We start from the raw sequence: 25,076 nt of genomic DNA on the forward strand, positions 1-25,076 counted from the left end.
AGTGCAAATTTACCTTTTATTAGGTTTATATTCCGACAAATATATAAACTCTTGTGCCAGCTAAATTGACTCGTTAAAGGCTATCAATTACTATAAGTTTTGGTGTCGTAATGAAGATGATAATTTTGAAATTAAATGGGCTGAGCTTCTTATTAGTAATTGCAATTATCTTGCAATCATTTGCAGCTGTGAGTGACTCTCAAGAGACGCATCAAATAAATAGTCAACACCTTCAAGTTGTGCACTCTCATGATTTAGATGATATTACTAACATCATTGAGACTGATAATACGAATAACAATTCCCATAAAATAGATGACTGTCATCATTGTGGACACTGCCAAGGTGCTCATACTCAGTGGATCAGTAGTAAAAAAAGTCCTGAAGTAGCGGTAGAATTTACTGTTTTTAATCATTACTTTTATCTCGATGCTGCTGATAACCTTTTCTGTGAACAATTGAACCGCCCTCCAATCTCTTAAGTTTATTTCCTTTTTTATTTCAGCGTACATAAACGTCTAACTTAAATTAACTTCAGCTAAGCCAATAATATTTGATTATTACTTAACTACTTTATCTTTAATTTTATTTTTAAGTTTTCGTTTAGTTACGTTGTGTTTTGAAATTAATAAATTTTAGAGATTTTTATGAATGTTTACTCCGTACTAAATGCCGGTGCATTAACTTGTGCCAAACTAACTTTGGCAATAACCTTTTATATTGCAATTATATCTACTGCTTTTGCCGATCAAACTTCACTGGCAAATAAAACACAGTCTACTCGAAAAGAACATAACGAAGGGGTCGTATTTACTCCTGAACAAATGGTGTTAGCTAACATTGAAGTAACAAGGCTTGAAGCTAAAATATTACCCCGTGTAATTTACGCGCCAGGTGAAATAAAGGCGAATGGTTACACCAGTTATGTTGTTTCTCCTCGAACAGAATCTGTTGTCGTCAGCCGTCACGCTATTTTAGGTGAGCATGTTGAAAAAAACCAAGTGCTGGTGACTTTATTTAGCGAGTCGGTCGCCGAAGCGCAGGCCAACTATCGAGTAGCTTATAGCGAATGGCAACGTGTAAATAAGCTTACTCAAGCTTCAATTAGTGACAGTCAACGGTTGAAAAGTGAAGTTAATTTTCATGCTACATCTAGCCGTTTAAGTGCCCTTGGTTTAACACAAACAGCAATTGATGAAGTGATCACTAAAAATGAGTCAGTTTTAGGAGAATATCAACTCGTTGCGAAGCGCTCTGGTGTGGTATTGAGTGATGACTTTTCACAAGGTCAACGCGTTGCCGCTGGCGACAACATTATGGTGTTAGCAGACGAGAAAAACTTATGGGTTGAAGCAAAAATTTCCCCCAATAAAAAAATGAATTTACCTGTTGGAACCATGGCAAAAGTTGAATATGCCAATCAATTTTTCACCGCTAAAGTGATTCAAGAAGCTCACACAATTGATCCTGTAACGCGCACACGTATCGTGCGATTAGCCGTTGAGAATAGCGATGATACATTACACTCAGGCATGTTTGTCGATGTTCATTTTCAGAATGAAAGTCATGAGCCAGTGATGGCAGTACCCGAAAGCGCATTAATGAGAAGTGCTGATGGTGGTTGGACTGTTTTTGTTGAAGAGCACTCAGGGGAGTTTAAAGCCGTTGAAGTTAAAGTTGGTCAAGCCTTTGGGAGTTTTAGGCAAATTCATGGTGTTGCGGCTAATACAAGAGTGGTTATGAGTGGGGCATTTTTTGTAGCTTCAGAAATCGCTAAAACTGGTTTCGATCCACATAACCATTAACAGAGGGAAGTCGTATGTTTAATAAGATAATTGAAACTGCTATCAATCATCGGTTTATGGTGTTTATAGCGCTGTTCGCAACACTATCTGTAGCATTTGTCACTATTCCTCAATTGAATTTGGATGCATTTCCAGATGTGACGAATGTGCAAGTTACTATAAATACCGAAGCGCCAGGCTTAGCAGCACAAGAAGTAGAACAACTGATTACCTACCCAATTGAAGCCGTAATGTACGCGCTTCCTGATGTTGAACAAGTCCGTTCTATTTCAAAAACAGGTCTTTCTGGTGTGACGGTGGTATTTAAAGAATCAACCGATATTTACTTTGCCCGTCAATTAGTGTTTGAGCGATTACAAGCGGCGAAAGAGCTTATTCCGCAAGGCGTAGGGACACCAGAAATGGGACCAAATACATCAGGTTTAGGACAAGTTTTTCAGTACTTATTGATGGCTGATAAAAGTTCAGATTATGATGCGATGGCATTAAGAAGTTTAAACGACTGGGTGGTTAAATTGTTGTTGATGCCTGTAGATGGTGTTACTGATGTTTTGTCGTTTGGCGGTAATGTTAGGCAATATCAGGTAAATATTAAACCGAGTAAATTATTATCCTATCAAGTTAGTCAAGATGATGTAGTTAACGCACTTGATAATAATAATGCCAATGCAGGCGGTTGGTACATGAACCGAGGACAAGAGCAATTAGTGGTTCGAGGAACGGGTTGGTTCGCTAGTGGGGAACAAGGTTTACTCGATATTAAACAAGTACCTATTAAAACCATTGAAGGGACGGTAATTACTATTGATGATGTTGCTAAAGTGAGTCTAGGCAGTGAAATTCGCCAAGGTGCTGTGACTATGACACGCAAGAATGATCAAGGGAAAGTGGTACAGCTTAATGAAGTTGTTACAGGTATCGTATTAAAGCGTTTAGGGGCTAATACTAAAGCAACGATTGATGGGATTAATGAGCGAGCGATGTTAATTAATCAAGCATTACCACCAGGAGTAAGCTTTGAGCCTTTTTACGATCAGGCGAGTTTAATTACTAAAGCTGTTGATACAGTGGTGCAGGCGTTAGCCTTAGCTTTTATTTTTATTGCGTTGGTTTTAGCGTTATTTTTGATGAATTTAGGCGCGACTCTCTTAGTGTTAATTTCGATACCTATCGCTATTGGCATTTCGCTTATGCTGATGGCATTAATGGGGATTTCAGCTAATTTAATGTCGTTAGGAGGCATTGCTGTAGCAATTGGTATGCTCGTTGATGGCTCGGTGGTCATGGTTGAAAATATGTTTAAGCACTTGAATCGCACTCAAGAGTTAATTGATAAAGACACAGGGAACCTTAGAAATAATGGAGATAAAACCACTTCCTTAATCTTGAAAAAGGCAGGAAAAGAAGTAGCTCGTCCGATATTTTTTGCTGCTACCATTATCGTGGTCGTTTTCATGCCATTATTTAGCTTTGAAGGGGTAGAAGCAAAACTTTTCCAACCTATGGCTATTAGTATTATTTTAGCGGTTGTTTCTGCCATAGCAGTTGCCTTGATCGTTGTGCCTGCGCTGGCGACCTTTATTTTTACAAAAAGAGTAAAGCAAAGAGACAGTTTTATTTTAAGGCCACTCGAGAAAGCTTACCGTTTTGGCTTAAAAGTAGCAATGAAACATACAAGGGCTGTGATAGCCATTTCTCTTTTCTTAGTGCTCAGCTCAGTTTTACTTATTCCGCAAATAGGCACTGAATTTGTACCTGAATTAGAAGAAGGAACTATTAATTTACGTGTAACTTTAGCCCCTTCATCAAGTTTAGATACCGCGCTAACAGTCGCGCCTATTTTGGAAAGCAAGTTAATGGAGTTTCCAGAAGTTGAGTATGCATTGAGCCGAATTGGACGCGCTGAAATTGGTGGTGATCCTGAGCCTGTTAATAATATTGAAATATATATTGGCTTAAAACCAGTCGAACAATGGACGTCTGCTAGTAATCGATACCAACTACAAGTATTAATGGAGGAAAAGCTCGAACACTTCCCTGGATTGTTGCTCAACTTTTCTCAGCCTATCGCCACACGTGTTGATGAGTTATTGTCTGGCGTAAAAGCACAGCTAGCAATTAAGTTATTTGGTCAAGACTTGGAGGTACTCGCAGGTAAAGGTCAAGAGATTGAAGCCGTGATAAAAAACGTGACTGGCGCGAAAGACGTTGCGCTAGAGCAAATTACAGGGGAAGCACAATTAGTGATCAAACCGAAAAGGCAACAGCTTTCACGTTATGGCTTATCAGTTGCGGATCTAATGTCAGTAGTTAGTGACGGTATCGGTGGGGTAACCGCAGGGCAAGTTATCAATGGAAATGAACGTTATGATATTTATGTGCGTCTTGAAGATAAGTATCGAAATAACCAACAAATAATAGCCGACCTGAGACTGCAATCGCCTACAGGTGCATGGGTACGTTTGGGTGATATTGCTAGTGTTGAGTTTGAGTCAGGCCCCCCGCAAGTTCGTCGCGATGATGTACAGCGCAGAGTGGTTATTCAAGCCAACGTGCAAGGTCGTGATATGGGGAGTGTTGTAGATGATATTAGAGCAAACATCGCTGAAAGTGTTATTTTACCTCCTGGTTATTCGGTTGTTATTGGTGGACAGTTTGAAAATCAGCAACGCGCGCAGCAACGCTTGTTAGTTGTGGTGCCGTTATCGCTCGCTTTAATTGCGCTGTTACTTTACTTTGCTTTTGGCTCGATTGGCCAAGCCATGCTTATTTTAGTTAATGTGCCATTAGCTATTATTGGCGGTATTATTTCACTATATCTTTCTGGCCAATATTTATCTGTGCCTAGCTCTGTTGGTTTTATTACCCTGTTTGGTGTTGCCGTATTAAATGGCGTGGTGATGGTGGAAAGTATTAATCAGTTGGTTAAAGAAGGTATTGCTACTTCATCAGCAATTTTTGATGGCGCAATATCACGTCTACGCCCCGTATTAATGACCGCGATAACTTCAGCATTAGGTTTAATTCCTATGTTAATGTCAGACGGGGTTGGCGCTGAAATTCAACGGCCACTTGCTAGCGTTATTGTTGGCGGCTTGGTTACAGCAACGTTACTCACACTTTTTGTGCTGCCGGTGCTTTATCCATGGTTTTCAAAAAGCAAAATTGAACAATTAATCCACTCGAAATAATACTTTGTGAATGCCCTTCTTTTCTAAGATTAGGAGGGTGTTTTCCTTCTCGTTTAAATATTTCCTTTATTGTTGTTTTTGATTTTATTTTAATTTGACTGTTTGGTTGGGTTTTTATGTTGTTAGATGGGTTTAATGGCGTTTTATAAAGTTATTACCTTAAATAATGATCATTCAGCGTAATCTTTTAAGATGTTTTTGATTATTTATTGCGCACCAGTTGTTGACTAATTAGTTAGGTTTGTGCATTTTATGTGCGAGAATTTTAAATAAAACCTCTTTTATTTAATAAAAAAGTAACAATGAGTCGTAATAATAAAAATTAATGTTAGTTAACCATAAAGGAATAATGATGAGACTTAAATATCCCGCTTTTTGCGCTTACTTTCTCGTATCTATTGCGCAAGCAAGTGATGTTAGTAATGCCTGTTTCAATTGCCCTCCGTTAGATAAAATCGCTGATGCTAGTAGCTTTAATGATGAGAATTACTATGAAAATGCGCTAACGGCGATAAATAATAACTATACAGTAGGTGAAATTAAAACCGCTATTAGCAATGCGATTAGCCAAAACCATAAAAATTTAACCTATTCTGAAGTTTGGACTGCATTAACACAAACTGATGAAGATCCTAATAACAACGCGAATGTATTATTGCTGTATCGTGGTATTTCAATTCCTAAAATGTCGAATGGTAGTGGCAGTCAAAGTTCTAATCCTGATAATTGGAACAGGGAACATGTTTGGGCAAAAAGTCACGGTTTCCCAAGTTCTAGTCTTGAAGCTTACACCGATATTCATCACTTACGACCGACAGATATTTCAGTTAACTCATCAAGAGGAAACTTAGATTTTGACAACAGTGATAATGCGTTAACAGAATCTCCGCAAAATCGAGTGGACAATGACTCTTTTGAACCAAGAAATGTAGTTAAAGGTGATGTTGCCCGTATGATTTTTTATATGGACACGCGTTATGAAGGCTTTGATAGCACACCAGATTTACAAGTCGTAGACAGATTAACATCTACTGGTGAAGCAGCACTTGGTCGATTATGCCGGTTAATTGAATGGCATAATGCTGATCCTGTTGATGCAATTGAGCAAACACGTAATAACAGAATTTATGAATTTCAAGGCAATCGCAACCCGTTTATAGATCATCCTGAATGGGTTGATATTTTATACCAAGCACAGAGTTGTGCTGGCGATGGAGATACAGGAGGAGGTGATACTGGTGGAGGAGATACTGGTGGCGGCGACACAGGAGGTGGTGATACTGGAGGAGATACTGGTAGCAATACAACTGATATTTTTATTTCAGAGTACATTGAAGGTAGCAGCAACAATAAAGCTTTAGAGTTATTTAATCCTACGGCTAACTCGATTGACTTATCTGCTGATAACTACAAGTTAGGGCGCTTTAGTAATGGTGGCACAACAGCTACTTATATTACTCTTGAAGGTTCAATAGGTGCACAAAGCACCTTTGTTATTGCTAATGTACGTGCTTCTGATGCAATTAAGGCATTAGCGAACATGGAAACTGGCTCTCTCAGTCATAATGGCGATGATGCTTACGTACTGTATAAAGGTGATGAAGTCATTGATTCATTCGGCCGTGTGGGCGAAGACCCGGGCTCTTATTGGGGGACGGGGACCTTTTCGACTAAAGATAATAGCTTACAACGTAACAGTTCAGTGATTTCAGGTGATGTTGTCATAGATGATACCTTTGATCCTGCCAACCAATGGACGGGATCTGGCAAAGATAACATTGCAGATTTAGGGTTGCACACTATTATCAACCCAGAAATATTTATCTCTGAATATATTGAGGGCAGCAGCTATAACAAAGCCATTGAGTTGTATAATCCCGGTGTCAGTGATATTGATTTAACCGCAAGTAACTACCAATTAGGTCGTTTTACTAACGGTAGTACAGAACCTACTTTATTTGCCATTGAGGGAATTATTCCTGCAAAAGGTACCTTTGTTATTGCCAATAGTGGTGCAGCCAGTGAAATTCTTAATGTGGCTAACCAATTATCAGGTAATATTAGCCATAATGGTGATGATGCTTATGTTTTATATAAAGACGGTGAGGTAATTGATTCATTTGGTCGAGTAGGGGAAGACCCTGGATCTGAATGGGGCACAGGTTTAACGAGCACTAAAGACAATACTTTAATAAGGAAGGCCTCTATAACGCGTGGAGATACCGTTATCGATGACGACTTTACACCAGAATTACAATGGCTAGGTTTTAGTAGAAATACTTTCGACTATATCGGCAGTCATGAAGTTGAAGGAGATGTAACTGATCCAGTAGCAAATATTGGAGTATGTGCTGATCCCGCGACATTTATTCATCAGGTACAAGGCAGTGATGATATATCCCCATTACTTAATGAGAACCACATTGTTGAAGGGGTTGTAACTTTTGTATTACCAAACTCCACAGGCTTTTTTATTCAAGAAGAAGTGATGGATCAAGATGGTGATTCTGGAACGTCTGAAGGAGTATTTGTTCTCAATAATGCTAACACTGTTTTACCTGAACAAGGTGATATTGTCCGTGTGTTAGGTTTAGTTTCTGAGTATTACGGTAAAACTCAAATAGAAGCAACTGAGGATTTATTGCAATGTGGGACAACGACATTTGATGCGGTTAATTTAACGCTACCTTTTAATTCAATAGACGCGCAAGAGTCTTTAGAAGGCATGTATGTCAGTATTAATGAAGCGCTAACCGTAACGGATAATTATAATTTAGGACGATATGGTGAGGTAACATTATCAAATGGTCGTTTATATGTGCCTACTAACCTTTACTCTCCTGGCTCTAGTGAAGTGACTAATTTAACCGCACAAAATATGTTAAATAAAATCACGCTAGATGATGGCGTTAATGGTCAGAATCCTGAGAACATTGTTTATCCGACAGGCGGATTAACAGCGCTTAATACTTTAAGAGCTGGCGATACAGTAACTAGCTTAAATGGTGTGATCGATTTCAGCTTTAGTTTGTACCGAATTATTCCTAGCGAACCACCTGTTTTTAACTTCATTAACAGTAGGACAGCAACTCCAGATTTGACTAGTGAAGGTAATTTAACTATTGCTAGTTTTAATGTACTTAATTACTTTAATGGCGATGGTTTAGGTGGTGGTTATCCAACATCAAGAGGTGCAAATAACGCGGAAGAGTTTGCACGTCAACGTGATAAAATTATTACAGCTATTACTTCTATGAATGCCGATATTATTGGCTTGCTAGAAATGGAAAATGACGGTTTTGGCGAACACAGCGCTATTCAAGATTTAGTTGACGGCTTAAATGCTGTTGCGCCTAGTGGAGTTAATTACAGCTTTGTTAATCCTCATGTTCCTGCTGATGAAGTTTCGGGTATAGAACTTTTAGGCGGTGATCAAATTAAAGTCGCGATGATTTACAATAATCAAAAAGTAACTGAAGTTGGCACGACGGCATACCTCACTCAATTTCCATTTGAATACCATAACCGTCCACCAATGGCTCAGTCGTTTGCATTAATCGATAATGATGAAAAGCTCACTGTTGCCATTAATCACTTTCGATCTAAAGGGTGTTCAGCAAGTGGTGGTGTTGACAATGAAGATCAACAAGATGGGCAAGGGTGTTATAACTTGCGTCGAGTACAAGCTGCCCAAGCGACAGTGGATTGGTTAACGCAATATCCTACAGGTATTGATGATGAAGACATTTTAATCATCGGCGATTTAAATGCTTATAACAAAGAAGATCCTATCACTACGATTAAAGGAGCAGGTTATACCAATTTAACATCAAAATTTGATGGCGATTTTACCTACTCGTATAGCTATCAAGGCGAAACGGGTACGTTAGATCATGCACTAGCGTCTACCTCTTTAACTGAACAGGTGATCGATTTAACACAATGGCACATCAATTCTGATGAGCCAGTTATTTTAGATTACAACACAGAATATAAAACCGAGGAGAAAGTCATTAGTCTTTATAACAACGATGCTTATCGCGCTTCTGATCATGATCCTGTTGTCATTAGAGTTAATTTAATGGCATCAGCTCTTAAAGGTGATTGGGATTTAGATGGCGATGTTGATATCAATGATGTAAGAGCGTTGACACTGGCAGTCCAAACTCGACTCCCTATTGATATCGCTTTTGATTTAAATAACGATGGTGTTGTCGATATTCTTGATGTTCGTTTTATGATGACAATATGTACAAAAGCACGTTGTGCCGCTTAGCTTATAACGATTTGAGATCATGCAGGCTGCATGATCTCTATTTTAAATTTTTAATCAGTTTTAAAAAACATAGGATTTAACATGAACAAATTTATATTAATAATCAGCCTTCTATTTGGCTTTAATGCGAACGCTGGTTTGATTTCAATAGAGTTATCCGACAACCAAGTTAATGTTGGAGAATCAATTACAGTTAACTTAATGGCGAGCGATTTTAATGCCTTTGATGCCTTTGATTTAGATTTTAACTTTAATAACAATATTTTTAACTATCAAGAAGGTTCACTAACGTCAGATGTAACAGCCGTTTTACCTTTAGTTTTCGAAACGAGCGTAAATGCAAATGGTTTAGCTATTTCGTTTCTTGATTTTGCAGCTTTTTCGACCGCTGATTTTTTATTAGCTAGCTTTGAGATAACTGCAACTGCAGAAGGAGAGGATAGTTTTTCATTGAGCAATGTGAGTTTTTCTGACTTCTTTGCTCCTTTAATTGTTGATAGCTCAGCTCAAACGACAGCACTTGTTACTGCATCAATCCCTGAGCCTAGTACTTGGTTATTGTTTTTTAGCGCATTATTGTTAGTAGCTAGAGTCAATCGTACAGTTTAACTAACGAGATAATTAAAACACGCCCTAATAGGTAGTAGTAAGATGCTACCTATTTTTTATGCCCTTATCATTGTAGTGATAAGCCTAACTTATCGTAATTTACAGTAACAATTATCATCGTTTTATATCAACTAACCCTAATCTTGAAAAAGTAATATTTGCCTACTAATATTAAGAAGTTACTGTATCCATCACGGATGCACCTTGAGATAAAGGCTCACTATGTTCAATTCTATTTCAGTTAAAAACCGATTATTTTTGGTGTCTTTTCTGCCTCTGATTTTATTAACTCTTGCGATGGTTGCGCTGATACAAATTAAAGTCAGTGCGTTGGTAGAAAAGGAAGTCACCACGGCAGAAAATATGTTGTTAGAGACGCGTAAACGAGAGTTGAAAACTATTGTTGAAATTGCTTATGGCACAATAAAACCGATTTATGAATCAAACGGAAATGCAGAAGAAGCTGTTGATTTACTTAAACGGATGGAGTTTGGCGAAGATGGTTATCTTTTTGGTTATGATGGTAATTCTGTGCGAGTATTTAGTGGATCGTCTGATGCCAGCATAGGCAAAAGTTATCAACAATTTAAAGACGTAAATGGTGTCTTTCTAATAAACGATTTAGTTAAAAAAGGAAAAATTAACGGTTTAGGTAAAGGCGATGAATTTGTTGCTTACCACTTTCCCAGGCTAGGTGGAGAAAAAGCACTACCCAAGTTGTCTTACTCAATATATTTAGATAAATGGGATTTAATGATCGGGACAGGCGTATACATCGATCGCATAGAAGAGCAAGTTGCGGTATTTGAAAAGCAAACGACTGAGTCGGGTCAATCATTACTTTGGTCTGTGGTTATTGTAACCGCACTTATTTTCGTTGGATTGCTGTTTATTAGCGTTGTGTTAGTAAAATCAATATTAACGCCGTTAATCGAAGTGACAGAATCTATTGAAAAACTTTCAAAAGGAAATGGCGATCTTACTCAACGTTTACCGGTAAGAGATAAATACGAGTTGGGGCATTTATCTTCAAGTTTAAATGCATTTTTAGAATCATTGCATGGTTTAATTTTAAACGTTAAAGATGTCTCATTAAGTGTGAAAGATGAAGGTATAATACTTACCCAAGAGGTAGATAAAATTGAAGGCGTTGTTGCCAAACAGCACAATGAAGTAAGCCAAGTTGCGACGGCTACAACTGAAATGTCGCAAACCGCCCAACAGGTTTCTGATAATGCGGGTGATGCAGCACAGGCAGCAAACCAAGCAAACGATAATGGTAAAGATGCGTTAGTTAAAGTAGAAGAAAGCTGTAAAGAAATGGCATTATTAAATACCGAACTAGAGTCAGCAAGTGGTGTGGTTATTCAAGTCGGTGAAGATGTTGAAAACATTAGTGCAGTATTGCAGGTTATTGAGAGCATAGCTGAACAAACCAATTTACTTGCCTTAAATGCTGCTATTGAAGCTGCTCGAGCGGGAGAGCAAGGTCGAGGGTTCGCCGTAGTTGCTGACGAAGTGCGTAATTTAGCGAGTAAAACACAAGGTAGTACGGAAGAAATTCAAGCGATGATCAACAAGCTGCAAAGTGGTTCACGATCGGCTGTTCAATTAATGACAGAAAATATAAAACGCAGTGAAATTGTAGAAACAAGTATTAAAGATACCTCTATCTCATTAACTGAAATTGCACATTTAATTACCACGATGAGTGATGTGAATACTCAAATTGCGGCAGCAGCAGAAGAGCAAAGTGTTGTTGGTTCAGAAATTAGTGAAAGAGTGGTGGAAATTTCAGAGCAAACCTCAGAGTTAAATGTTATTGCGTTAAATAATGCCAAAGCGGCTGAAAAAGTTAATAGTAAAACGGTTGAACTAGAGCATATTATTAGTCAATTTAAAGTGTAAATTGATTAACAATTGTTGACTTCGCAAGCTGTTGATTAATTGTAAGTAAACACAAAACGCTTCCAAGGTGCCGCAGTCAACTTTAGTCCTGAACAGCGTGTGGGTTCATAGTGATGCGCGGAAATCGCTTGTCTTAGAGATTGTACTAGAAAAATATAGAACGCTTCCAAGGTGCCGCAGTCAACTTTAGTCCTGAACACCGTGTGCTCAGGGCGGAAATCGCGTTCTGTCCGTAGGCTTCTCGATACGCGCCGAGCTTGCACAATAGCCAGTAGTTGATTTCCTGAAATAAAACTTATCGGCTCAGGGACATAGAAAACATACAAACACCCCAGAAGACATTTATAGTATAGCTAACCTTAGCCAGAGAATGTAAGTGTTTTATTGTAATCAAAGGTTAACCGTTGTTTATTTAAGCTTTTTAATTAAAAAATGATCAAACAATGAAGGGGAGTTAAGCTTGCTTTTCTTTGTTTTCTAGCATGGCTCGTTCAATAGTCGATTTAAGCAAGTTAATTTTACTTTGGTAGGCTTTACGTTCTCGCATTAATTGCTCTTGCGTTGTCAGTAAATCGTTACTTAAATTTAATGCCGTCATTAATAGTGACTGCTCGGGTTTAGTGATCATCGTACTCGTGTTTGCTTTTAGAATACGAGCATTTAATTCTTCTGCGGCAGCAAGTAACGCACTTTCTTGCCCAGCAGGACAAGCAATTTTTAACGTTCTGTCAGCAATAGTAATTTCCAAATGTTGCAGACTCATGTGCTTTTACTTCCTAATACACTAAATGATGTAATAATTTGATGAATTACCGCAAAATAGCGGCGAAAAGACACTATAACGGTGCGAGTTTTACTATGCAAGCCTTCGTAGGGAACTATGTTCAAATCCTTCGTTTTTTCAAGGTTTTTATTTCGCACACTCTAGTATGAAACTAAGGTGAGTGTTACGATAGCGAGCAATATTTGTCTTACTTTTGAATCAATTTATGTCTGATAAAGCACTTGAAGAACACCTCTTAGATTTCGCCTCTGTTCAAGCCATTATTACTACTGAAAGCGTACCAGTACACGCTTCAGAGTTGCATGGTGTTTTAACAGGGCTTATTTGTGCCGGATTTCCATACGAGTCTCATGATTATATAGCGATGATTACCGATCTTTTTAATAACGGTGAAACACTGCCTACTAAAGTTAAAAGTATTGTTAAATTGGTTTTTAGCGATATTTGGGCCAATATTTTAGACGACTCTTTTAGCTTTCAATTAATGCTACCTGATGATGACGATTCTATCGTAGAGCGTGGGCATGCACTCAGTGTTTGGGTTCAAGGCTTTAATTTAGGTTTTGGTTTACATCAAAAAGACACGGCAATTGTCTCTGAAGATGTTAAAGAAGTCCTAAGCGACTTTGCTGAAATCGCCAATTTATCAGACGACATGGATGAGGATGAAGACAATGAGCAAGCCTATTTTGAAATTGCAGAATATGTCCGTATCTCATCCTTGTTGTGTTTTACTGAACTAGGTGTACCACCAGAAACTAAACCATCACAAGAAACATTACACTAATGAAGCATACGCTATTGTCAGTTGACGAGTTTACAAAAAGGCGCGAGCGCTTTATTAATGCGATGTCCCCAAATAGTATCGCATTATTTAGTGCCGCGACCGAGGTTACACGCAGCAACGATACTGAGTTTCCTTTTTGCCAAAATAAAAATTTTTACTACCTTACCGGTTTTAATGAACCTGATGCGGTACTGGTGTTAATTAACCCAGCAACAAAAGACGAGCAGCATAGTCGCGCTGAAAGTATTCTATTTTGCCGCGAAAAAAATTCCTTACAAGAAGTCTGGCATGGTCGACGTATAGGGCCTGAAAATGCGGTCGTTGATTATGGTTTTGATCAATGTTTTGCACTTAGTGAACTAAACGAACTTATTCCACAATACCTTAATCATAAATCTAAGTTATTGTTTTGTCATAGTGATGTACCAGCGTTTGATAAACGCATTTTTTCATGGTTAGCGATAACTAAATCTGGCAGCAGACAAGGTAACAAAGCACCGACAAATTTGGTTGATTGCACTTCGGTGATACATGACATGCGCTTAATTAAAAGCAGTAATGAGCTTGAAATTATGCGTAAAGCTAACCTTATAAGCGGTCATGCACATCAACGAGCAATGAAAGCGTCAACTAGCGGTAAATTTGAGTACCAACTAGAAGCAGATATTTTACACGAATTTGCAAGCAATGGCGCAAGATACCCTGCTTACGGCACTATAGTGGCAAGTGGTGATAATGCTAATATATTACATTACACCGATAATAATCAGGCACTTAATAATGGCGAGTTAGTGTTAATTGATGCAGGTGGTGAACTTGCGGGCTATGCTGCCGACATTACGCGTACATTTCCTGTAAATGGTAAATTTAGCGATGCTCAAAAAATTATTTATCAGCTGGTATTAGAGGCTCAAAATATAGCGATAAATGCGATAAAACCGCAGGCTAATTTTGCGCAATTAAATGACCTTACTTGTCACTTTCTGACAAAAGAATTACATAAGTTAGGTATTCTTACCGGAGATATAACACGCCTGCTTGAAGAAAGGGCTTGTAAAAAGTATTTTATTCATGGATTAGGGCACTGGTTAGGACTTGATGTGCATGATGTTGGCGATTATCAAGTGAACAGTAATCGCGAACAATTACGATCTTTTGAAACCGGCATGGTGATGACCATTGAGCCAGGGTTATACTTTCCGTTAACTGACACCAGTATTGATGAAAAATGGCGCGGTATTGGTGTACGTATTGAAGATAATATTGCTGTGACTGATCAAGGTCATGAAAACTTAACGGTAAATGCAGTAAAGTCAGTTGCTGATATTGAAGCCTTAATGGCGAGCAATTAACGATTTAAGTCACACTTTATAGCCAACTATGCAATTGGTAATCAATAAGAAATACACATGACAATTGAGCACAGTAAACCCGATAATAACATCGAGCAAGCTAATACCTTTGATATTGTGATATCAGGCGGCGGTTTATCGGGGTGTTTAATGGCACTGAGTCTTTGCCATTTACGTAACGCTAAAGGTGAAAAACTCTCTATTGCTATTGTTGAAGCAAATGAAATTAGTCAAGGTCAATCAAAGAGCTTTGATGATAGAGTGCTCGCTTTATCTCATGGCACAGCTAATTATTTAAAACAGCTTAATGTTTGGTCATTGTTGCAAAAAGATGCTCAGCCGATAGAAAAAATACATATTTCAGATCGAGGACATTATGGAAAAGCTAGGCTCGATGCTAAAAATCACAAAGTAGAAGCGCTAGGTTATGTCGTTGAAATGTCGTTAATTGGGCAAGCACTTCATTCAAAGCTTTCACAACAAAATAACATTACTTGGTTTACCCCCGACAGTATAGAAAACATTCAATGGCAACAAACTCAAGCCACCCTAGCGCTAAACTCGGGTGAGACAGTAGTTACCTCATTATTATTAGGTTGCGACGGCGTTAATTCTCCTTGTAGAAGCTTTGCCAATATAGAAAGTCGTACGATGGCTTACGGGCAAAGTGCACTAATCACTAATGTAGCTACTCTTAATAAACACCAAAATGTTGCTTATGAGCGATTTACCGAAAACGGCCCTATTGCTATGTTGCCTCTGTCGAATAATCGCTGCTCTTTAGTGTGGACACTTACGCCTGAACTTGCTGAAAAAATGCAAGCATTAAACGATGCCGATTTTAAACTTGCCCTAGAGCAAGCATTTGGTAGCTGGTTAGGTGCGATTACTCAAGTGGGGAGGCGTGCTGTTTACCCGTTGAATTTAGTAGAAGCGAATACGCATATTTATCATCGAATGGCTCTGGTTGGTAATGCATCACATACAATTCATCCTATTGCAGGACAAGGGTTTAATTTAGGAGTGAGAGATGTGCAGCAATTAGCCGGTTTAATTGAAAGTGCGTTGATAAAATCACAGGATATCGGTAACTTCTCATTATTAAATCAATATCAACAAAACAGAAGTAAAGATCAAAAACAAGTGATCAATTTAACTGACTCATTAGTGACATTATTTTCTAATCAACTACCGCCACTTGTTATTGGTCGAAATGTTGGTTTGAAAGTAGTTAACTATTTAACACCACTAAAGAATGCCTTAGTGAATAAAACAATGGGTTATTAACGAATTCGGTTAAACGTTAATGAATCACAATAATAAAGGAATGCAATGCAAAAGTTTGATGTATTAATTGTAGGTGCGGGCATGGTAGGACTTACTTTAGCTCTTGCGCTTCGCGAACAAGGGCAATTAAACGTTGCTATTGCCGATCAAAGCGAACTGATGCCACTTAGTGAGCAGCCTGAAGCAAGAGTTAGCGCAATTAATGGAGCCAGTGAACAAATTTTTATTAATTTAGGGGTTTGGCCACTCATTCAAGCACAGCGTTTGCAGCCATACCAACACATGCATGTGTGGGATAAAGATGGCTACGGCAAACTCGATTTCGATTGCTCTGATCTGGGTCGTCAAAGTCATCAAACCGATACTAATGAAGGGCACCTTGGTCATATAATTGAAAATAACGTCATTCGTCATGCGCTTTGGCAAAAAGCACAAGCCGATAGCGGTATTACTTTCTTTACAGAACATGCAATAAATAATGTTGGGATTGGTGATTCAGAAGTGTTTGCAAGCTTTAATTCGGGTATGCCGATTACGGCTAAATTGGTAGTAGGTGCAGATGGTGCTAATTCATGGGTGCGAAAACAAATGAATATGCCGCTTACTTTCCGTGATTATGACCATCATGCATTAGTTGCAACAGTAAAGTGTGAAAGGGGACATAAAAATACCGCATGGCAAGTATTTCTTCCTTCAGGCCCTTTGGCTTTTTTACCTTTATTTGACGACAGTTTATGTTCAATTGTTTGGTCTACCTCCCCTGATGAAGCACAACGATTAGCTGCGCTAAATGACAATGATTTTGCTAAAGAGTTAACGGCTGCAGCCGATGGAAAACTTGGTAATGTATCTTTAGTTAGTCAACGTTTTACCTATCCGCTAATGATGCGACTTGCTCATGATTTTGTAAAAGATAAAGTTGTCTTAATAGGAGATGCAGCACATACCATTCATCCATTAGCTGGGCAAGGTGTTAATTTAGGACTGTTAGATGCAGCAGCACTTGCGCAAACTTTAACGAGCAAAGTTAATAAAGGTGGTGACGATTATGTTAGTGCTTTAAATAATAAAGAGAAATCACTTAAAGCATTCGCAAGATGGCGTAAAAGCGAAGCAACTGAAATGATTGTTGCTATGGAAGCAATTAAACAAGCATTTAGCCCAAGTTTTGAGGCGCCTAAGCTACTGCGTGGTATCGGTATGTCGATAATTAATAACGTTACTCCCGCTAAAAAATTACTTATTCAACAAGCATTTGGTAAAAAAAATCATTTACCTGCTCTCGCGATAAAACGTGACTAATTATTCTCTTTTTTTGATAACCTCGTTTACTTGTTACGAAGATGACTTACTACTTTAATTACAGTTACCAATAAAGTGGTGAAGAGAGTCACCACAATAAATTGTCCCATTAATAATAAACAAAGTTTAGGCCAAAAATCTATCTCTTCAGTGAGTAATGGATGCCAAAGATGAACAAGCAACAGGTTCCCAGGAAATAAGAAAATTTGATAACCCGGTAAAGGTGCTCCCCATATTGCCCATGTATTCCAACTCAAGGTAAAAACAATTAAACCAATAATCGTTGCGATAAAGCCTACACGAATGGCAAGCTTAATTAGTGAAAGTTGTTTCATGGTATTTTATGATCTTCACCTATTTTGGTAGGGGCCTGACCTAGTTAATTAATCAACGCAGTTGATTAGCTTTTTGGTAGCCTGACAACATCACCAACTAGTGTTACTCCTGCCATAACTGCTCCTGCACCGCATTTAAATGTGGTGCTACTTGAGGTCATATTGCCTTTGTAGTTAGATCGAATATTAATAACTGCATTCCCACCTTCTTTAACAGCACGCTCTCTTAAAGACTTCATTGCTGAGGCAAATGCCCATTGACAAGCTTCTTTATCACTTTTCATAAAAGCGTTGGTTTTTTTATTGCTTTGAAACTCCCCAAATGTTTCTTCTGCTTTGGCGTGCTCTTGGCCGTCAAAATAAAAACTGACATTATTGCCTATTGCCGATGATATTTTTTTAATCGACATTGCTTCTGCAACCGAATAATCAGCAATATCATCTCGTGCTATCGAGACCATGGAGGTAGACGTTAAAACTAAAGCTAATAATATTTTTTTCATGACAAACTCCGAAAGTGTAATAAGAAATTAAACAGTAATACTTTTTGTTACGCATTAACCGTTTAATATTTTTGTATGTGAAACTACCTGTAAACGCTATGCATATCAAGTGTTTCATGTTTTCTTTGAGTGTTCTGTCTAGAGTTATATGTGTGTAACAATGTTTTACTACCAATGAGTTAACGACACTTTGCTATTAAAGTAGAGGCTAAGAGGTAGCTCTTATCTTCGATTTTAATATTTAAAAGAAACAGATTAAAAAACTTATTTTATGGCAAAAAATTAATCACAATTAATATGTACTCTATTTAATCTTAATGGAATTTAATTTTTTTTAACACGCTTTTTGGAAATAATATTCCGTTTAAATTTATTAGTCAGTTTTAAATTTGAAAAACACCTCTTTATTTGTTGAATCAACGAGTTTACAGGTTTATAATCGCCGCATTATTTTGTAAATCTCCACTCTATATTCTACTTTTTATTAAGTTAACCCTTAATAAGGTAGATGATTAACAGGTGAAACAGTATGAGCAATAAAACAGTATTACATGCCAAGCACATTGATGCTGGCGCCAAAATGGTTGATTTTCACGGCTGGGAAATGCCAATTAACTATGGTTCTCAAATAGAAGAGCATAATGCTGTTCGTACCGATGCGGGTATGTTTGACGTTTCTCACATGACCATTGTCGACATTCAAGGTAGCGATGCTAAAGCATTTTTACGTCGTTTAGTGATTAACGACGTAGCAAAACTTACTGTTGCAGGTAAAGCACTTTACACTGGTATGTTAAATGAAGCGGGTGGTGTTATAGATGATCTAATTATTTATTTCTTTACTGATACTGATTACCGTTTAGTCGTTAACTCTGCTACACGTGAAAAAGATCTAGCATGGATGACAAAGCAAGCTGAAGGCTTTGATGTATCTATTACTGAACGTCCTGAGTTTGGTATGCTTGCTGTGCAAGGCCCTCAAGCTAAAGCAAAAGTAGCCACGCTATTAACAGATGAGCAGAAAGCGTCTGTTGAAGGCATGAAACCATTTTTTGGTGTACAAGTGGGCGATGTTTTTATTGCCACTACAGGTTACACAGGTGAAGACGGTTACGAAATTATTGTTCCAGACAGTGTTGCCGCTAAGTTATGGCAAGACTTACTCGATGCAGGTGTTAAGCCTTGTGGTTTAGGTGCACGCGATACCTTACGTTTAGAAGCAGGCATGAACCTTTATGGTTTAGATATGGACGAGTCTATCTCACCTTTAGCAGCTAACATGGCGTGGACAATTTCATGGGAACCTGAAGACAGAGACTTTATTGGTCGTGACGTGCTAACTGCACAAAAAGCAGCAGGTGATCAACCAAAATTAGTGGGTTTAGTACTCGAAGAGAAAGGCGTTTTACGTTCACATCAAAAAGTAGTGACTGAATTTGGCGAAGGTGAAGTAACTTCAGGGACTTTCTCTCCTACACTAGGTCATAGTGTTGCTTTAGCACGTGTACCACGCAGCGTTAAAGTTGGCGACACTGTAGAAGTTGAAATGCGTAAAAAATTAGTCAAGGTAGTTGTGACTAAAGCGAGCTTTGTTCGCAATGGTAAAAAAGTTTTTTAAGTACAAATTATGTATTAAACTGCTCGATTAACGATGAATGTAATTATTCATCAACCAAGGTGGTTTTTAAACATAACAAAAAATTACGTTGGCTGGGTAATAAAGTTATTTACTGGGTCAAATTAGAACGAAATTTAGGCTATAGTATGCATGGATTAGTGAAAGCTAACTGTAAACTACAGCAATATACTTTTTAGCAAGTTAAAAATACAATTAACACAGGAACAATAAAAATGAGCAATATTCCTTCAGAATTAAGATACGCAACTTCACACGAATGGGTTCGCAACGAAGGTGACGGTACCGTTACTGTTGGTATTACTGAACATGCACAAGATCTATTAGGTGACATGGTATTTGTTGAATTACCTGAAGTTGGCGATAACGTTTCAACAGGTGACGATGTTGCCGTATGTGAGTCAGTAAAAGCTGCTTCAGATATTTATGCTCCAGTTTCTGGTGAAATTGTTGAAGTGAACGAAGAACTTGAAGATGCTCCAGAATTAGTAAACTCAGACGCATTTGGTGACGGTTGGTTATTCAAAATTAAATTGGATGATGCAAGCGAAGTTGAAAGCTTATTAGATGCTGAAGGTTACAAAAACTCTATCGACGAAGACTAATTTTCGGTCACACTCTGTCTTTATTCGGCGTTGTTTGTGTTGTTTGTCTAAATCACTGAGTAAATTAAGCTCATTAGACTCTCAATTTCAGCGCCTTGCCTAAAAACAGACTGTTTACGAAAATAGTTATTGAAGCCTCTTTCTTCTTATAAGAAAAAGAGGCTTTCTTTTATTTTATTTTTACATTTTTAAGAGAAGCTGTTTTATGACTACTCAAACGCTAGCAGAACTTGAACAAACTCAAGATTTTATCCGTCGCCATATTGGTCCTAATGCTGAACAAACTCAAGCGATGTTAAACGACATTGGTGCTGAGACTGTTGATGACTTGATCAGCGAAATTGTTCCTGCAGATATTCGTTTATCACAATTACCTGCTATTGAAGAAAGCAAAACAGAAGTTAAAGCATTGAGCGATTTAAAAGCCGTTGCTAGTTTAAATAAAGTAAACGACACCTACATTGGTTTAGGTTATTACGGCACATTAACGCCAAACGTAATTTTACGAAATGTATTAGAAAACCCAGGTTGGTACACCGCGTACACTCCTTATCAGCCAGAAATTGCACAAGGGCGTTTAGAGTCTTTATTAAACTTCCAACAAATGTGTATAGATTTGACCGGTTTAGAGCTTGCTTCAGCCTCATTATTGGATGAAGCAACTGCAGCAGCAGAGGCTATGGCATTAGCCAAACGTGTGTCTAAAAACAAAAAGTCTAACCTTTTCTTTATCTCAGACGATGTTTACCCACAAACTATCGACGTTGTTAAACAACGTGCAGAAATGTTTGGTTTTGACCTTATCATTGCTCCAGCAAATGAAGCAGCAGATCATGATATTTTCGGCGCCCTTATTCAATACCCAAGCGCCACAGGTGAAGTGACTGATATTAGTGAACTAATAGCAAAAATCCATGATAAAAAAGGCATTGTTGCAGTAGCTGCCGATATCATGAGTTTAGTCTTATTAAAGTCTCCAGGTGAACTTGGCGCTGATGCCGTTATTGGTTCAACACAGCGTTTTGGTGTACCTATGGGTTACGGCGGTCCACACGCTGCATTTTTTACTACATCAGAAAAGTACAAACGTTCATTACCGGGTCGTATTATCGGAGTGTCAAAAGACACACGTGGTAACAACGCACTACGTATGGCTATGCAAACACGTGAGCAACATATTCGTCGTGAAAAAGCCAACTCGAACATTTGTACTGCACAAGTATTATTAGCCAACATGGCTGCGTTTTACGCGGTTTATCATGGCCCTAAAGGCTTAAAAATTATTGCTGATCGCATTCACCGTTTAACTGATATCTTATGCTTAGGTACGGCAACAAAAGGGTTAACAGCAATTCATGAGAATTACTTTGATACTTTAACGTTTAATGTATCAAATAAAGATGAAATTGTTACTCGTGCCTTAGCAGCAGGCGTTAACTTCCGTACAGATGTTGATGGTCAAATTAGCATTTCAATTGATGAAACGACAACGCGTGAAAACATAGCGGGTTTATTTGATATTTTACTTGGCGCAGATCACGGTTTAGATGTTGCAGCACTCGATGATAAAATCGTAGCTTGTGGTCATTCTTCAATTCCTGCGGCATTAGTGCGCGAGTCTGAAATATTAACTCACCCTGTATTTAACTTGTATCACAGCGAAACAGAAATGCTTCGTTATATCAAAAAGCTTGAGAACAAAGATTTAGCATTGAACCATTCAATGATTTCACTTGGCTCTTGTACCATGAAGTTAAATGCAACCGCACAAATGATCCCAGTATCATGGCCTGAATTTGCCAATATGCATCCTTTTGCACCAGTTGACCAAGCGCAAGGATACAAAAAGATGATCGACGAACTAGCCGACTGGTTAGTAGAGTTAACAGGCTACGACAAAATGTCAATGCAGCCTAACTCTGGCGCACAAGGTGAATACGCAGGTTTAATTTCTATTCATAAATATCATGAAAGTCGTGGTGATTCGCACCGTAACATTTGTTTAATTCCAGCGTCTGCGCACGGTACTAACCCTGCAACAGCCAATATGGTTGGCTTTAAAGTTGTGGTAGTAGATTGTGATAAAGAAGGTAACGTTGACATGGCCGACTTAACAGCGAAAGCTGAAGAGTTAGCAGACAACCTTGCTTGTATCATGATCACATACCCATCGACACATGGTGTATACGAAACAACGATTGCTGAAATTTGTAATATTATTCACAAAAATGGCGGTCAAGTTTACCTTGATGGCGCAAACATGAACGCACAAGTAGGTTTAACATCACCAGGTTTTATCGGCGCTGATGTTTCTCATCTTAACTTGCATAAAACATTCGCTATTCCACATGGCGGCGGCGGTCCAGGTATGGGTCCTATTGGCGTTAAAGCGCATTTAGCACCATTTTTACCTGATCATGCGTTAATTAATGTAGATGAAAAAACTACAGGCAATGGCGCAGTTTCAGCAGCACCATACGGTAGTGCAGGAATACTATGTATCTCTTACCTTTACGTTGCCTTATTAGGTAAAAAAGGTGTTACTGATGCAAGTAAATATGCCATCACTAATGCTAACTACATGGCAACTAAATTAAGCCAACATTACCCGCTGTTATACACAGGTAAAAACAACCGTGTTGCTCACGAGTGTATTATTGATTTACGTCCTCTTAAAGCAACTTCAGGAATTACCGAAGTAGATATTGCTAAACGCTTAATTGATTACGGTTTCCATGCGCCTACTATGTCGTTCCCAGTAGCAGGCACCTTCATGATTGAACCAACAGAGTCGGAGTCTAAAGTTGAGCTAGATCGCTTTATTGAAGCAATGACTTGTATCCGTGATGAAGTACGTAAAGTAGAGTCAGGCGAGTGGGAATTAAACAATAACCCGCTACAAAATGCGCCTCATACTTTAGCCGATATTACTGACACATGGGAACGTGGTTACACAGTTGCAGAAGCTGTTTTCCCTGTACCAGCAGCGGCAGCGAACAAGTTCTGGCCAACGGTTAATCGTATAGATGATGTTTATGGGGACCGTAATTTGATATGTTCATGTCCTCCAATTGATAGTTATGTGGACTAGTTAACTAGTGTACCTGAATATTTAAAATTCAGACAATGTATTAAAAAATAGACAAACTTCGGTTTGTCTATTTTTTTGCTTTCAGAAAACCTTCTATTGTATATCGTAAAAATAAACTCTTTAACTTAAAGCGCTCTATATATTTGCATGGTATTCCATCCAACAAATAGGGCAATGGCGTAGCTTAATAAAGTGCCTAACATCATATATTCAGTCAGTTTCATATCTTTGTTTTTTGTTAGATCTCCAAATCTAAATATGGTTTTAGTAGCTACTAAGAAGCCAATGCCGGCAAATTGTCCCATAAAGATAAAAGAAATAGCTAAGCACCGCTCAATATAGCCGATCCAAGAACCAGCAGAAACTAGGCCCACATTATTTTTACTATTATTTACTTCTTCATTTACGTCATTATTTTTAATCAGGCTATCAGTATGTTGTTTTAGCGCGAGTGAAATTATTACCGATGCCGGTTTACAGACTAATACGTATGATATGGCGATGATCATATTTTTAGCGGTAAAAAAGCTTCCTATAAAGACTGTTACCTGTTCAAAGGTGAAACCAGAAAAATATACCCATACACTACTGATAATTGCTATATGAATGAGTTGATCCAACAGAAAATAGATGAGATTTTTCTTTCTATGAGATTTCCAGTAATCGGTCAGTAAGTGCGATATTGATATGGCGCCAATGGCTATTATTGATTGAAAAAATGAGAATTCTGCAATTAGAAAAACAACCGTATTAAGTAAAGTATGTACTAAAAAATGTTTCCATAACCCTACCGACTTAATATGGTTATTGTTTCTACACTCAACCCATTGAGAAGGTTGCAGGTAAAAATCGCCTATGAAGTGAGCCGCCAGTAATAATAGTAAGAGTTCCATTAGTTGTTACCTCCAAGTAGCATAATTTTTTTGTTTATTACTTCCATATAATCTCTTACGAGAAAGGCACCAATGTTGCTCAATCTATTACTGATGTTTTGACGTGTTGTGCCAGTAATATCGGCAAGTTTCTTATGCTCTGCGAAGTTGCTTTCAATATATTGATATAATAATTCAGCTTGTGTTTTAGTGAGTCTGTTCAGTAGGTGATTTAAAAATTGCGATAAGAGATTTAGTTCGTATTGATCATTTTTATGATCAAAGTGTACCGATAGATCACCACGTTGAGTTTTTTCTAATCCTCTACCAGATGCTATAAAAACAGGGCCTGATGATGTATTAGGCTTTTCATCGTAAATATTATGAGTGCCATAAGCGAGAGATAGTGTGCATTGAATAGGTTTTGGCGAAAAGCTTGATAAATGCAAAGCAAGCTTGATCAATAGCGTACTTTTTAAAGCGTACACAGGATCAGGATATTGAATTTGAAACTCATCCCCGCGATATATTTCGCCTACAGCACCATATTTTTCATTCGCTTCATTGAGTAAAGCATTCATGCATTTTATAACGTCTGAATAAATCTCGTTAGACATTTTGGTAGAATTGACAATATCTCCCGTTAATACTGCAATCATATTACATTACCTATTGTTAAAGCTTTACGAACGTATTTGCAATCATATTTAATTGCTATTTAATATGCAACCTT

The 25,076-nt window shown here is 38.1% G+C and carries 18 protein-coding genes and 1 other RNA gene; 13 read left to right on the forward strand and 6 right to left on the reverse strand.

The genetic code is table 11. The features are described from left to right. Nucleotides 1-110 precede the first annotated feature (110 nt). The 6 genes from AC27G3_RS09400 to AC27G3_RS09425 all read left to right on the forward strand — a co-directional run bounded on the left by AC27G3_RS09400 (nucleotide 111) and on the right by AC27G3_RS09425 (nucleotide 11,789). Nucleotides 111-482 (forward strand): DUF2946 domain-containing protein, encoded by a 372-nt coding sequence (locus AC27G3_RS09400; RefSeq protein WP_487120954.1) that lies wholly within the window; start codon nucleotides 111-113, stop codon nucleotides 480-482. 165 nt (nucleotides 483-647) lie between these two features. After that, entirely contained in the window at nucleotides 648-1,805 is a 1,158-nt protein-coding gene (locus AC27G3_RS09405; protein WP_487120956.1) for an efflux RND transporter periplasmic adaptor subunit, read from the forward strand. 14 nt (nucleotides 1,806-1,819) lie between these two features. Further along, complete coding sequence (locus AC27G3_RS09410) at nucleotides 1,820-4,996, forward strand: efflux RND transporter permease subunit (protein WP_487120958.1); 3,177 nt, start codon at nucleotides 1,820-1,822, stop codon at nucleotides 4,994-4,996. 349 nt (nucleotides 4,997-5,345) lie between these two features. Beyond that, nucleotides 5,346-9,272 (forward strand): ExeM/NucH family extracellular endonuclease, encoded by a 3,927-nt coding sequence (locus AC27G3_RS09415; RefSeq protein ID WP_487120960.1) that lies wholly within the window; start codon nucleotides 5,346-5,348, stop codon nucleotides 9,270-9,272. 81 nt (nucleotides 9,273-9,353) lie between these two features. Next, nucleotides 9,354-9,881: a PEP-CTERM sorting domain-containing protein gene (locus AC27G3_RS09420; RefSeq protein ID WP_487120962.1), complete on the forward strand. Its 528-nt coding sequence runs from the start codon at nucleotides 9,354-9,356 to the stop codon at nucleotides 9,879-9,881. Nucleotides 9,882-10,103: 222 nt separating this feature from the next. Continuing rightward, entirely contained in the window at nucleotides 10,104-11,789 is a 1,686-nt protein-coding gene (locus AC27G3_RS09425) for a methyl-accepting chemotaxis protein (RefSeq protein ID WP_487120964.1), read from the forward strand. 159 nt (nucleotides 11,790-11,948) lie between these two features. On the opposite strand, the gene ssrS is transcribed toward AC27G3_RS09425, so the two are convergent. Both ssrS and AC27G3_RS09435 read right to left on the reverse strand, forming a co-directional pair. Beyond that, nucleotides 11,949-12,130: non-coding RNA, 6S RNA (gene ssrS, locus AC27G3_RS09430), on the reverse strand. Between the two features lie 113 nt (nucleotides 12,131-12,243). Next, complete coding sequence (locus tag AC27G3_RS09435) at nucleotides 12,244-12,552, reverse strand: cell division protein ZapA (RefSeq protein WP_487120965.1); 309 nt, start codon at nucleotides 12,550-12,552, stop codon at nucleotides 12,244-12,246. A gap of 226 nt (nucleotides 12,553-12,778) precedes the next feature. Between AC27G3_RS09435 and AC27G3_RS09440 the strand changes: the two genes are divergently transcribed. From AC27G3_RS09440 to AC27G3_RS09455, 4 genes are read left to right on the forward strand one after another with little or no spacing between them, the layout of a single operon-like run. Further along, nucleotides 12,779-13,360 carry a UPF0149 family protein gene (locus AC27G3_RS09440; protein WP_487120966.1) on the forward strand — a complete coding sequence of 194 codons (582 nt, stop codon included), beginning with the start codon at nucleotides 12,779-12,781 and terminating at the stop codon, nucleotides 13,358-13,360. Next, on the forward strand, nucleotides 13,360-14,712 hold the full coding sequence (gene pepP / locus AC27G3_RS09445; protein ID WP_487120968.1) for a Xaa-Pro aminopeptidase: 1,353 nt from the start codon (nucleotides 13,360-13,362) through the stop codon (nucleotides 14,710-14,712). The genes AC27G3_RS09440 and pepP overlap by 1 nt, the downstream gene beginning before the upstream one ends. Before the next feature lie 57 nt (nucleotides 14,713-14,769). Continuing rightward, the gene (gene ubiH / locus AC27G3_RS09450; protein ID WP_487120970.1) at nucleotides 14,770-15,999 is read left to right on the forward strand and encodes a 2-octaprenyl-6-methoxyphenyl hydroxylase; all 1,230 of its coding nucleotides are present in this window, start codon (nucleotides 14,770-14,772) and stop codon (nucleotides 15,997-15,999) included. Between the two features lie 45 nt (nucleotides 16,000-16,044). After that, nucleotides 16,045-17,301: an FAD-dependent monooxygenase gene (locus AC27G3_RS09455; RefSeq protein ID WP_487120972.1), complete on the forward strand. Its 1,257-nt coding sequence runs from the start codon at nucleotides 16,045-16,047 to the stop codon at nucleotides 17,299-17,301. Nucleotides 17,302-17,327: 26 nt separating this feature from the next. Here the strand turns inward: AC27G3_RS09455 and AC27G3_RS09460 are convergent, their stop codons facing one another. Next, the gene (locus AC27G3_RS09460; protein ID WP_487120974.1) at nucleotides 17,328-17,636 is read right to left on the reverse strand and encodes a hypothetical protein; all 309 of its coding nucleotides are present in this window, start codon (nucleotides 17,634-17,636) and stop codon (nucleotides 17,328-17,330) included. A gap of 65 nt (nucleotides 17,637-17,701) precedes the next feature. Continuing rightward, on the reverse strand, nucleotides 17,702-18,139 hold the full coding sequence (locus AC27G3_RS09465) for a hypothetical protein (RefSeq protein WP_487120976.1): 438 nt from the start codon (nucleotides 18,137-18,139) through the stop codon (nucleotides 17,702-17,704). 529 nt (nucleotides 18,140-18,668) lie between these two features. On the opposite strand from AC27G3_RS09465, the gene gcvT reads away from it, so the two are divergent. The 3 genes from gcvT (at nucleotide 18,669) to gcvP (ending at nucleotide 23,471) form a co-directional block, all read left to right on the forward strand. Beyond that, on the forward strand, nucleotides 18,669-19,757 hold the full coding sequence (gene gcvT / locus AC27G3_RS09470; RefSeq protein ID WP_487120977.1) for a glycine cleavage system aminomethyltransferase GcvT: 1,089 nt from the start codon (nucleotides 18,669-18,671) through the stop codon (nucleotides 19,755-19,757). A 233-nt stretch (nucleotides 19,758-19,990) separates the two neighbouring features. Further along, nucleotides 19,991-20,380 (forward strand): glycine cleavage system protein GcvH, encoded by a 390-nt coding sequence (gcvH, locus tag AC27G3_RS09475; protein WP_487120979.1) that lies wholly within the window; start codon nucleotides 19,991-19,993, stop codon nucleotides 20,378-20,380. Between the two features lie 205 nt (nucleotides 20,381-20,585). Then, nucleotides 20,586-23,471, forward strand: a complete 2,886-nt coding sequence (gene gcvP, locus AC27G3_RS09480; RefSeq protein WP_487120980.1) for an aminomethyl-transferring glycine dehydrogenase — start codon at nucleotides 20,586-20,588, stop codon at nucleotides 23,469-23,471. Nucleotides 23,472-23,596: 125 nt separating this feature from the next. Here the strand turns inward: gcvP and AC27G3_RS09485 are convergent, their stop codons facing one another. Together AC27G3_RS09485 and AC27G3_RS09490 are read right to left on the reverse strand one after the other, a co-directional pair. After that, nucleotides 23,597-24,364: a DUF3307 domain-containing protein gene (locus AC27G3_RS09485; protein WP_487120982.1), complete on the reverse strand. Its 768-nt coding sequence runs from the start codon at nucleotides 24,362-24,364 to the stop codon at nucleotides 23,597-23,599. Beyond that, a complete protein-coding gene (locus AC27G3_RS09490; RefSeq protein ID WP_487120984.1) occupies nucleotides 24,364-25,002 on the reverse strand; it encodes a hypothetical protein in 639 nt (212 codons plus the stop codon). The genes AC27G3_RS09485 and AC27G3_RS09490 overlap by 1 nt, the downstream gene beginning before the upstream one ends. Between the last annotated feature and the right edge of the window lie 74 nt (nucleotides 25,003-25,076).

The sequence above is a fragment of the Colwellia sp. SU-HH01217 genome (assembly GCF_057543495.1).